This is a genomic window from Sulfuricella sp., assembly GCF_035531155.1.
GTDB lineage: Bacteria > Pseudomonadota > Gammaproteobacteria > Burkholderiales > Sulfuricellaceae > Sulfuricella.
Genome location: NZ_DATKTK010000022.1, coordinates 1 through 10449 on the forward strand (window position 1 = coordinate 1; position 10449 = coordinate 10449).

The 10449-nt window shown below is 56.4% G+C and carries 15 protein-coding genes, 1 tRNA gene and 1 pseudogene; 9 read left to right on the forward strand and 8 right to left on the reverse strand.

The features are described from left to right. From VMV64_RS04080 to VMV64_RS04095, 4 genes and pseudogenes are all read left to right on the forward strand, one after another. Window positions 1-196: pseudogene (locus tag VMV64_RS04080) on the forward strand (bifunctional UDP-4-keto-pentose/UDP-xylose synthase); the annotation flags it as partial. Between the two features lie 37 nt (window positions 197-233). Further along, the gene (locus VMV64_RS04085; protein WP_325328679.1) at window positions 234-587 is read left to right on the forward strand and encodes a YkgJ family cysteine cluster protein; all 354 of its coding nucleotides are present in this window, start codon (window positions 234-236) and stop codon (window positions 585-587) included. A 167-nt stretch (window positions 588-754) separates the two neighbouring features. Further along, complete coding sequence (locus tag VMV64_RS04090; protein ID WP_325328680.1) at window positions 755-1366, forward strand: trimeric intracellular cation channel family protein; 612 nt, start codon at window positions 755-757, stop codon at window positions 1364-1366. A 31-nt stretch (window positions 1367-1397) separates the two neighbouring features. Beyond that, a complete protein-coding gene (locus VMV64_RS04095; RefSeq protein WP_325328681.1) occupies window positions 1398-1580 on the forward strand; it encodes a hypothetical protein in 183 nt (60 codons plus the stop codon). 91 nt (window positions 1581-1671) lie between these two features. On the opposite strand, the gene VMV64_RS04100 is transcribed toward VMV64_RS04095, so the two are convergent. Both VMV64_RS04100 and VMV64_RS04105 read right to left on the reverse strand, forming a co-directional pair. Next, complete coding sequence (locus tag VMV64_RS04100; protein WP_325328682.1) at window positions 1672-2610, reverse strand: SufD family Fe-S cluster assembly protein; 939 nt, start codon at window positions 2608-2610, stop codon at window positions 1672-1674. Then, the gene (locus VMV64_RS04105) at window positions 2603-3316 is read right to left on the reverse strand and encodes an ABC transporter ATP-binding protein (protein WP_325328683.1); all 714 of its coding nucleotides are present in this window, start codon (window positions 3314-3316) and stop codon (window positions 2603-2605) included. The genes VMV64_RS04100 and VMV64_RS04105 overlap by 8 nt, the downstream gene beginning before the upstream one ends. A 145-nt stretch (window positions 3317-3461) precedes the next feature. Here VMV64_RS04105 and VMV64_RS04110 point away from each other — a divergent pair, with 145 nt between their 5' ends. Continuing rightward, window positions 3462-4481: a ribonuclease Z gene (locus VMV64_RS04110; protein ID WP_325328684.1), complete on the forward strand. Its 1020-nt coding sequence runs from the start codon at window positions 3462-3464 to the stop codon at window positions 4479-4481. A 6-nt stretch (window positions 4482-4487) separates the two neighbouring features. On the opposite strand, the gene VMV64_RS04115 is transcribed toward VMV64_RS04110, so the two are convergent. Then, window positions 4488-5042 (reverse strand): hypothetical protein, encoded by a 555-nt coding sequence (locus VMV64_RS04115; RefSeq protein WP_325328685.1) that lies wholly within the window; start codon window positions 5040-5042, stop codon window positions 4488-4490. A 49-nt stretch (window positions 5043-5091) separates the two neighbouring features. Here VMV64_RS04115 and rtcA point away from each other — a divergent pair, with 49 nt between their 5' ends. Continuing rightward, entirely contained in the window at window positions 5092-6129 is a 1038-nt protein-coding gene (rtcA, locus tag VMV64_RS04120) for an RNA 3'-terminal phosphate cyclase (protein WP_325328686.1), read from the forward strand. Between the two features lie 124 nt (window positions 6130-6253). On the opposite strand, the gene VMV64_RS04125 is transcribed toward rtcA, so the two are convergent. Together VMV64_RS04125 and VMV64_RS04130 are read right to left on the reverse strand one after the other, a co-directional pair. Further along, a complete protein-coding gene (locus tag VMV64_RS04125) occupies window positions 6254-7147 on the reverse strand; it encodes a Gfo/Idh/MocA family oxidoreductase (RefSeq protein WP_325328687.1) in 894 nt (297 codons plus the stop codon). Next, window positions 7144-7281, reverse strand: a complete 138-nt coding sequence (locus tag VMV64_RS04130; protein WP_325328688.1) for a hypothetical protein — start codon at window positions 7279-7281, stop codon at window positions 7144-7146. The genes VMV64_RS04125 and VMV64_RS04130 overlap by 4 nt, the downstream gene beginning before the upstream one ends. Before the next feature lie 220 nt (window positions 7282-7501). Here VMV64_RS04130 and VMV64_RS04135 point away from each other — a divergent pair, with 220 nt between their 5' ends. The 3 genes from VMV64_RS04135 to VMV64_RS04145 all read left to right on the forward strand — a co-directional run bounded on the left by VMV64_RS04135 (window position 7502) and on the right by VMV64_RS04145 (window position 8747). Next, a complete protein-coding gene (locus VMV64_RS04135) occupies window positions 7502-7966 on the forward strand; it encodes a THUMP domain-containing protein (RefSeq protein ID WP_325328689.1) in 465 nt (154 codons plus the stop codon). Between the two features lie 11 nt (window positions 7967-7977). Beyond that, window positions 7978-8514 carry a hypothetical protein gene (locus VMV64_RS04140; protein WP_325328690.1) on the forward strand — a complete coding sequence of 179 codons (537 nt, stop codon included), beginning with the start codon at window positions 7978-7980 and terminating at the stop codon, window positions 8512-8514. A 156-nt stretch (window positions 8515-8670) separates the two neighbouring features. Further along, window positions 8671-8747: transfer RNA gene (locus VMV64_RS04145), tRNA-Arg, on the forward strand. Between the two features lie 188 nt (window positions 8748-8935). On the opposite strand, the gene VMV64_RS04150 is transcribed toward VMV64_RS04145, so the two are convergent. The 3 genes from VMV64_RS04150 to VMV64_RS04160 form a co-directional block, all read right to left on the reverse strand. After that, window positions 8936-9568 carry an ABC transporter substrate-binding protein gene (locus VMV64_RS04150; protein WP_325328691.1) on the reverse strand — a complete coding sequence of 211 codons (633 nt, stop codon included), beginning with the start codon at window positions 9566-9568 and terminating at the stop codon, window positions 8936-8938. Between the two features lie 60 nt (window positions 9569-9628). Further along, a complete protein-coding gene (locus VMV64_RS04155; protein WP_325328692.1) occupies window positions 9629-9793 on the reverse strand; it encodes a hypothetical protein in 165 nt (54 codons plus the stop codon). 554 nt (window positions 9794-10347) lie between these two features. Continuing rightward, window positions 10348-10449: transposase domain-containing protein (locus VMV64_RS04160; RefSeq protein WP_325328581.1), on the reverse strand; the 102-nt coding region annotated here is incomplete at its 5' end.

The window sequence follows — 10449 nt, forward strand, 5'->3', positions numbered from 1 at the left end:
AGTGAACACGCTTGAAGTCACTTCCGCAGACTACTACGGCAAAGGCTATCAGGACGTGCAGAACCGCGTCCCGAAGATCGAGAACACCATGAAAGACCTCGGCTGGAAGCCGCAGGTCACCATGGCGGATGCGCTCAAGCATATCTACGAAGCCTACCGCGGCCAGGTTGCGGAAGCGCGTAAACTGGTGGATTAAGAATGTGGTGCAGGGATTTTTCGAGGTAACACCGACAATGACAAGCAACGGCCAGAAAATCCGGTTTTTCCGAAAGCATATTCCCTCTTTCGAGTGCGAACCCGGTTGTCACGATTGCTGCGGGCCGGTAACCACCTCCACGGAAGAGATGGCATGGCTTCCAGTCAAAAGCGACGAGGAACATGAGGCGGCGCTTGCCGATCTGCGCTGCCCTCACTTGGGTGACAATGGATGCCAGGTCTATGCAGTACGCCCGCTGATCTGCCGCTTGTTCGGAACGACGCCACGACTCGCCTGTCCGAATGGCAAGCGGCCTGAGGTGATGATCGATCCGCAAATAGAGCAGCAGATCCACCGTTTTTTTGTGAAGACGCGCCATGTGCTGGTTTGAGGCGGAAGGAAAAAGATTCCGGCCTGGTGAGTACAAAGTCCTTCCGTGCAAGTACGGCCATGGTCCTGGGACAAGCTGCATTCGTATTTGCACTGCCAATCCGATAGATACAAATCGGTAGGCTGCTTCGCTCGTATAATGCGCACCTTTGAATTCTCGCCTGAGCCATGACGCTGATCTATTTGTTGGACCTTTGTGCTGTTGCCGTGTGCGCGATCACCGCAACACTGGAAGCGCGGCGTCGCGAACTGGATTTGTTCGGAGTAGTCGCCATCGCTGTCATTGCCGGCATTGGCGGCGGAACCATACGCGACATATTGCTCGGCCGTTTGCCCGTGTACTGGATACATGATCCGATTTACGTGGCGGTTGGCATGGTTGCAGGCACGCTCACCTTTTTTCTTGGTCGCCGCCTCAACCTGCCGAAGAATTTCTTTCTGATTCCCGATGCGATTGGGCTGGCACTATTTACCGTTATTGGAACCAGTATTGCGCTTAAGCTCAACATACCTTGGCTAATCGCCGGCCTGATGGGCGTGATCACGGGCGTATTTGGCGGGGTGATACGCGATATTCTGTGCAATGAAATCCCGCTGATCTTCCGCACCGATATTTACGCCACTGCATCGCTGGCGGGTTCTATGCTGCTGATTGTGCTCGATCACTTCAGTATCAACAACAACCTGGCCCTTTTTCTCTCGATGACCTGCATAGTCGCAGTACGACTAGCTGCGATACGTTGGCATATTCATCTGCCGCGCCTGCGCTCAGATATTTAGGGAGCCCCTAAAAGATACATACTTCCATACCATGTGCTATATCGCTGGGCGCTCTCAAAAAACCAAGCGCAGCGTGTATTACGATTTCGACAAGTCTGACGTGAAGGCTGAATACAAGCCGATGGTCGAGGCGCATTCCAAGTATTTGACTGGCAACAAGGATGCCAAGGTGGCGGTGCAGGGCAATTGCGACGAACGCGGCAGCCGCGAGTAAAACATGCCCTGACGGTATTGGAATTGCCGTAGTTTCCCCTGTGGCCATCGCATTCATGGAAGAGGTCGGTCGGACCGCCATCGCGTACCCTCTACCTCAACAGGCCTGAGATGACGACATCCACTGCCTCATCGGGCGTCAGGCCGTGGGCCATCAGGGTCTCGAGCTGCTTCTGGTCCACCGTGCCCACCGCCGCCTCGTGGGTAACCATGGCCTGCGGGTGTTCCACCCTGACGATGGGTTCGGCACTGGCCACGGCACGGTCGCGCACGATCTCCTTGCAGTCCATGTGGCCGCGCGCCCCGGCAGCCTTGCCGTGGGTCACCCCGATCACGGCGCTGGTTGCCTCATCCTCCACCGCGACGCGCGACTTGATCAGCCCCCGTGCATCCTCTCCCTCCAGGATCAGTTCGTCCCTGATGCGGATATCGTCCGTGCCATGGCCGTATACCCGGGTGGTGATTTCGGCTACGCCACTCTTTTCCACCACCACCCGGTAATCGATGTGCAGTTTGCCCACCCGCCCGCTGGTCAGGGAAAAATCTGAAAAATAGCGGGCATGCGGCCCGACTCGCACATCCGCCTGCGGGATCACCTCGATGCCGCCGTACGGTCCGTGATAATGTCCTTCGCTATGGCGCAACTCGGCACCTTCCCCGAGGTCCACCCGGGATTCCATCACATGGCGCACCTTCTCCGCATTGGGAAACAGGCAATGGGCGATGATGTGGGCCGAGGCGTGCGCTTCGAGTTTGACCTGCAGGCGGACGTGCTGGCTGCCATGCGGTTTCATCAGGCCGATGCAGGTATGGATCGGGTTTTCCACCTGGATGCCGCGGGCGACAGTGATCTGGATGGTGATTGCCCCGGCGCTCTCATGGCTGCGGATATCAACGCCCGGGGCAGTTTGCCGGCTGAGCATCTGCTGGCCATCGATCACCAGGTGGGCGGTCTGCGGCTGGGTGAGGATCGCCGCATCCGGATAGTGGCTGAACAGCGCGCTCAGCAGGTCGTTCTTGTCGTCAGGCATGGCATGTCTTCCCGTCGCATACGCCGAAATCGCGATGACGGAAGCGTTCGGCGACCCGCTCCGGTTCGCCCGTCATGACCAGCCTGCCGCCGCAAAGCAGGGAGGCGCGGCTGGCGATGCGTGCGATCTCCTGTCGATGGGTAATCAGCAGTATGGCGGCCCCCTCCCTTTGCAGTTCCTTGATCACATCGACGACCTCCTGCAGGGACAACATGTCGATGCCCGAGTCCGGTTCGTCGAGGACCGCCAGCTTCGGCTTCAGAGCCAGCAAAGACGCCAGCTCGATGCGCTTGCGCTCCCCCCCGCTCAGGGTCTTGTCCAGCGCCCGCCCCAGATAGACCGCCGGTTCCAGGCCGACGCGCCGCAGGCAGTCCGCCGGGGTGTTGGCGGCTCGCCCCAGGCTCAGATAGTCGCCCACGCTCAGCCCTTCAAAACGGGCCGGCTCCTGCCAGGCCATGGTAATCCCGAGTCGGGCGCGTTCGTGGATGGCCAGGGTATTGATCAACTGCCCCTGAAAACGGATTTCGCCGGCAGTAGGCATATAACCGCCACAGCCCATGATGAGATTGGCGAGAGTGGTCTTGCCGGCGCCGTTGGCGCCGAGCAGGGCGTGAATCTCCTGCTCGTTCACCGTCAGGTCAAGGCCGGACAGGGGTTTCTTGTCCCGCACCGAGTACGTCAAGCCTTTAACCTCAAGCAAAACCATGCGCTATACTCCAATCAAGCCATTTCATAAGGCAGGCAAGCTGTTCGCCGAATACACCCGAACACCTGCGGCTTGTTTTATTTATAGACTTTCTTCCAGGCCCGGAGCAATTCCGGTGCAAATCATCCCATGGACAGAATTGATAATGAGACCCCTGTTCCATCCGAAACTCGTCAACGACCCTTTCGGGGATCCCGCGCTTTATGTGGATTGCCTGTTCGAGAAACGGGCCCTGCTGTTCGACCTGGGGGATATCAGGAAGCTTGCCCCGCGGAAGATCCTGCGCCTGAGCCATGTTTTCGTTTCCCATACCCATATGGATCATTTCATGGGGTTCGACTGGCTGCTCAGGATTTCCCTGGGCCGCGAAAAGAGGATGCATTTTTTTGGCCCGGCCCGCTTCATGGAGCAGGTCGAACACAAGCTGGCGGCTTATACCTGGAACCTGGTGGAGAATTATTCCAGCGATTTCACCCTGGTCGTGACCGAGGTTCAGCGGGAGGGAATGGCAAGAAGGGCCAGATTCCACTGCAGGACCGGTTTCCGAAGAGAGGCTGAAGAAGAGCTGGCGCTGGCCGACGGGGTCCTTGTGGATGAAGAGATGTTTCGCGTCCGTTGCGCCATCCTCGACCACAAAACCCCCTGCCTGGGTTTCGCCTTAGAGGAAAAGGCGCATGTCAACGTGTGGAAAAACCGCCTGGCGGAAATGCACCTTCCCATGGGGCCATGGTTGCGGGAATTGAAACAGGCGGTCCTCCGGGGTGAAGCGGACGATACGCTGTTCCGTGTCTGGTGGAAGGAAGACCGGCAGGTCCGGGAGACTCATGTTCCCCTCGGCCAACTCAAGGCCGAAGTGCTGCGCATCGTGCCGGGGCAGAAGATCAGCTACGTCACCGACCTGGTCTATAATCCGGAAAATGCTGGAAAGGTCATCAATCTGGCCCGCGGTTCGGATCTGCTTTTTATCGAAGCCGGCTTTTTGCAGCAGGATGCCGAGCGTGCAGCACAAAAGTATCACCTGACTGCCCGGCAGGCTGCCTCAATGGCGAGGGAGGCAGGTGCGAAGAATGTTATTCCGCTTCATTTCTCCCCCAGCTACTCCGACCGGGAGGCGTTGTTGCGCCAGGAATTGGGAGACTCGCTTGGCTTGCAGCCAAACGCTTGATCTGCCCTAGAATGCCGGCGCGTCAGCCGGGAATGCGTTTCTGCTGAATGATGCCCAGTTCATGCGAGCCAGCGAGTCCGTGCTCTGGCGCAGGATTCTTTGGGCTGCCCGCACCTTGTCGAGCAACCCGGTCAGTTCAGCATCGAACCTTTCATTGGCAACCAGCCGGTACCACTCGTCACCGTCCGGATCTTCCTCATCAAGATTGCGCCAAAACAGGTTGCTGAAGCTCCCGTATGAAACCGGTTTTCCCGCAACAAGGTCGGCCTTGATTTTGCCGGCCCATAGCTGGCGTCTCTCAATCAGCCCCTTAGCGCCCTCGTGAACCGTCACGGACAGGTAGGCATGGAGATCTCCCGGCCGCCTGATCTGCTCAAGCTCAAAGATCCTGTTCCCAGCCATGGCATCCGCAATCAGGGCTCGCAGATCAGCGCTGGTGATTTCCAGGATAACGCCGGTTTGGAATTGGTGAATCTTGTCGATGTACATTTGTTCCTTCTCTCTTAAGAGAGATTTTGATAGCAAAATCCTGCCAAGGTTCAATCTGTCATTCCAGATCACGCCGGGGCGGCTGCTACACTGGTAGTGTTGCATTTGCCGTGAGGTGGGCATGCGCGAAATTGACGGTTCCTACGGAGAAGGGGGTGGACAGCTGCTGCGCACGGCGGTGGCGCTTTCAGCTATTACCGGGGAAGCTGTCCATGTGCGAAACATCCGTGCCAATAGAACCAATCCCGGCCTTGCACCCCAGCACCTGACCGCGGTCATGGCTGTAGCCAAGCTGTGCGGCGCTGAGGCAGAAGGACTGGAAGTCAAATCGCGGGAAATTCTGTTCCGGCCTGGCCGGTTGGGTGGCGGTCGGTTCGATTTCAACGTGGGCACTGCCGGCAGCATCACTCTGGTGTTGCAGGCGGCGCTGCCCGTTGCGGTTGCTTGCGGAGAAGGCTTGTGGATGCGCATCACCGGCGGCACCGATGTCCGGGCTGCCCCACCCCTGGATTACTTTCACCTTGTTCTGCTGCCCGTGCTCTCCAGCATGGGCGTCAGGGTCCGAATCGAGGTGTTGAAGCGGGGGTATTACCCACGAGGTGGTGGTGAAGTGGCCGTGGAGGTGCTGCCCTCCTTGCCGCTTCAGCCATTGATTCTGGATACGCCCGGCGCCCTGAGGGAAATCCGTGGCTACGCCCACATTGCCAACCTGCCGGATCATATCGTTCAACGCATGGTGAGTTCGGCGCTGGCGGAGCTCTCGGCCTTTCCTGTTCCATCCATCAATCAGGCAGTATTGGGTGCAGATGAAGCTATCGGGGCGGGAGGGGCGATTGTTTTGGTCGCGCAAATGGCGCACTCCATTCTGGGCGCTTCCGCCACCGCGCAACGAGGGGTGCCCGCAGAGACACTTGGCTCGGAAGCGGGCAGGCTGTTGTGCGAGGAAATTTCTGCCGGGGCAACCCTCGATATCCATGCTGCCGATCAGGTGCTGATTTATCTCGCCCTTGCTGGTGGTACCTCACGCTTTCTGGCAAGAAAGCTCTCATCCCACGCCCTTACCGCCATCTGGCTGCTGGAGCAGTTTCTGCCGGTGCGCTTCAACATCATTGAAGCCGATTCCCTGGTGCAGGTCGAGATGACATCCAGCCCGGCTTGAAAATAGCGAATTTCTGGCCGCTAATGGGCTCAGTGAGCAAAATTCGATGGGAGGCGCGTCTGTCTTGGATTCGCCGGTTCGACAGATGCGCGCCTCATGATCAACCGCATCGAAGTTCGACACTTTACATCCACTCTTTTTCCGTAGCAGTGCGCTGTTCACCCCACAGCGCACCCGGCGGCAGGTCGAGTAGAGAGTAGGCGCCTGCTTGTAGAGAGGGTAATGACCGCGCGGCGGCAATCATCATTCGTGCCGCAAGCCCCACCTCGTCGAAACGCGCCTCCAGCAAAAAGGAGAAATGGCCTGGTTCACCCGGTGCGGCGTGGCGCTCCAGCAACACGCCACGGTTTGTTTCTTCCAGTGCGGCAATACTGGGTACGGGGAACACTAAAGTTTGTTCATCGAGGAAGAGGGGGTCATGGATGATGGCGTACTCCACTTCAGCCGCATCGGCCGACGGTTCCAATTCAACATAAACATAGCGTTGGATTGTCCCTTCCACGGACTTGAGCTCTGTCGCCAGCGCTTTCCTGACACCCTTGAACCCCTCCGCTGCCAGTGTATGGTGCAGGCTTGGCCCGGTATGCAGGCTGGTTTCCGTATGTCCGTGGGGGACCAGCAACGCGAAATGGCTGCGGAACAGGGAGAGGGCGCCCGGATCACATCCCGCTCCAACAATAGCCGGCACTCGGTGAAGATGCGCGACCCGATGTATTTCTGACTTATGCCTGAGAAAGGCCTCGCCGTGGAGGCGTGCGCATTCCACCACGGGAATGCGTCTTTGCAGAAGGTCCTTCGCTACCCCCATTACCGCATCGGGAGGAACGCAGATCAGCGCGGCATCAACTTCTTTCAGCTCGCTGATATGGGTAACGGCAGGTACTTTCAACCAGGAAGCAGGGCTGCCGCTGCGCCGCACAATCCCAGCCAGCACCGTGGCTGGGTCGGCAATAATGGCCTCGGCACATTTGCGCCCCAGATTCCCCAGGCCGATGATGGCAAGCCGTAGTTTTTTCATGCTTTTACGCCGTTGTTACTAATGGGTGCGATGTCCACCTCAAAACCCTCCTCCTTTAGCCGGAAGAACCGGTAGAAATGGAACAACAGCCCGGAGTCCTCGAAATGGTCTGCGCTGACAATCAATGCTTTCATGGCAACTCCTAAGAGCACATCTCCGGAAGGCGGGCTGTGGTAACGATGAAACCGGGAGAGGGGCATTTCAATGCGGGTTGCCTATACTGAAATTATAGGTGAAGGAGTTGGATAGTAGCGGACGCAGGCTGGGAGATGATCATTGATGAACTGGAATATTATTGTGACTTCCTTGCCGGGCTCAAGGTGTGAATATCGCCTGCTGCACGAGCTTCGATCAATGGGGAAATTTCATTCGACCGAGTTCAAGGATGTGTGTACGGGTTATGTGGAGGATGTCACGAATTTCCTGGAAGCAATTCGGCAGGCGGAAGCGGAAGGCGCGCCTTGGGTACAGGATCTGGGGCGGGTGATTCCCGTCGAGCAAACTTTCCACTTCACCCCGGAAACCCTCGTGGAGCAATTGAAGGAGGCTGTCACCCCCTATCTCGGCCGCATTTCAGGAGGGACGTTTCATGTGCGCCTGGAACGGCGCGGGCTCATTGGGCAGGTAATCAGTCCCGAAGTGGAGCGCAGCGTCGCCGAACACCTCTTTGCCTTGGCCGAAAAGGAAGGCCATAAGGTGACGGCTTCCTTCAAGAATGCCGATTGCATTGTCGCTGCAGAAACCGTCGGCCACGAATGTGGCGTCACTCTGCTTACCCGCGATCTGCGGCAGCGTTATCCTTTTGTAAAAACCAGATAGGACTGGCCATAATGAATACTCCCCAGACTTTTTTTGCTTTCACGCCCAGGGGCGCGGGATTGTTGTGCGCCGTTGTCTATATCGAAGCGGAAAAGGATGTGTATGGCTGGTGGATCGGCCATAGCGAAGGGGATTACCCCTCGGCCTTTTTCAAACTGGAAAATTTCTTCTCGGCCCAGATGACCTCCTTTTTTGCGACCGAAGGGACTGATCTGTATGACGGGTGGAAATTCGACTACTCCACCGGAAAACCGAAACGGATCGATCCTCCTCTTCCGGTGGAGGAGGACATGTGCCACGAACTGGAGCGGCTACAGGGTGAATTCGGCACCGAATGGCTGTTTTTCGACGGCGACGAAGGGATCGAAGGGGAGGTGGAAGCCTTTCGCAACCAGGATCTGCCGGTGCTGGCCGTCAATATCAGGAGCCGGAAGCTGAACAAACTGGATAAAAGTGATGTCGTTTGGACGTATGGGTCGAAGGATTTCAACCGGGATATCCTTGATTACCTGATGGCCAGGTGGCCGCTGGAATACGGGGAAGAATAGTGCGCTTGTCTGCATTTATTCTGATACGCCTTAACTGATCGTGTCTGGCCTCCTCGCCAAACTGCACCAATTTATGGTTGATGGGGTTTTTTGATGAATTCCTCTTTCTGCCATTGTTTGATGGCGGGTTTTCTTTTATAATGCCGGCTTCACAACGCGCCCGTAGCTCAGCTGGATAGAGTACTTGGCTACGAACCAAGGGGTCGGCGATTCGAATTCGTCCGGGCGCACCAGTAAAGAGAAGGGCCTACAGAAATGTAGGCCCTTTTTCTTTTGGGCAGGTCACTTCTGGCTTCATTATCGAGTAGTCGAGCATGTGATCCTCAATGACTTCACATCGAACACGTACTTCAATTTCAGAATTCCGAGACGACCACTTATTGAGTCAAGCGTTTTATATATTGTCCACGCTATAACCGATTCAGACTTTAGCGCCCGAAGTTTCAGCCACTCGGTTCTTCTCAACCAGAACCTTGATCAGGCCGTCGATGCCGGACTGACGAATCTCGCTGGCGAAAGAACCGCGATAATTGGTGACCAGGCTGATGTTGTCCACCACGACATCGTAGACCTTCCAGCCGTCCGCATTTTTTTGCAGGCTGTAGTCGATGGGGACAGCCTGACCGCCAGTCTGGTTGACCAAGGTTTTCACCGTTACATCGGTATCGCCGGACTGCATCCTAACCGGCTTGTAGTCAATGGTCTTGTTTTTGTAGGTACTCAGCGAAGTAGAATAAGTACGCACCAGCAAGGTACGGAACTCCTTCATCAGCGCATCCTGTTGTGCCGGTGTGGCCTGACGCCAGGATCTTCCGACTGCGAGCTGAGTCATTCGTTTGAAATCAAAATGAGGCAGCACCTTGGCATCAACCAGAGCATAGATTTTTTGCTTGTTCCCCGCCTGGATATCCTTATCCTTCTTGATAATCTCCAGGACATCCTGAGATGTCTCCTTGATCAGCGCGTCCGGCGCCATTTCCGCTGCGACCGCAATGGCCGTCGCACAAAAGAATGCCGTCACAAGGAACAGGGCATGGCAAATCGATTTTTTCATAATGCACTCCAAAATAATTATTGTACTAGGGGTAGTGACCACCAAGCCGTCGCCAAGCCGCTACCGGCTTGCGGCATTCTCTTCTCCATTCGACATCTCGGCGCAGTCGTGGCGCTTGTCGGTGCCAAAACAGGGGTCTCCGTCACGCGCCATCTGGGTTTCACGGATTACCTGTGTTCTCGACTTGTCGAAATTGCCTCCATCGAGGCCAAGCGTGTTCGTCATTTGATGCAATTCCACGATCGATGTACCGGGCATGATGAACTCTTGATATAAAAAATGGATTTAAGAAGCGGAACGCAAGAAACAGATGCTATCCTGAGCGTCTCACCATTTCATGATGCGCTGATAAGCCTGGGCATTCTGTGCGTTACCGCACAGAATGCGATTAGCCGTACGAACAGCTCCCAGGTCGACCTCAGGTTGTCAATGAATGGTTACATTAGAGAACAGAAGGACGCACCCGGAATGCCGATGGAATGATGAATGAAGCTACGCTTCCGCTGCGTTGGACTCTATGGATTATTCCGGTCACACGACCGAACTCGCTTTATGATGAATCCTTTTATTTGAAAGTGTTAAGGCGTCGAAGTTCGCCACTGCGGGCTGAAGGATGAGTGGTCACTGGTGCCGGGCGAGCCGACTAGCTCATCGGTAGGGAAAGCGGTCATTGGCAATGTGAATGTCATCAGGCGGCTTAGGGTCGGGTTCTGCCGATCGCCACAGTCACAAATCGGCATCGTAAGCGGCCAGCCGTCCCACTCCACCGGCGGCGGGATTTACGGTAATGCTGCCTTCAGTGGCAACAACTCATCAATACGGCTATTGGGCCAGGCAGGCAATTTCTCCAGGGTGTCCTTCAGCCAGGCATGAGGATCCAA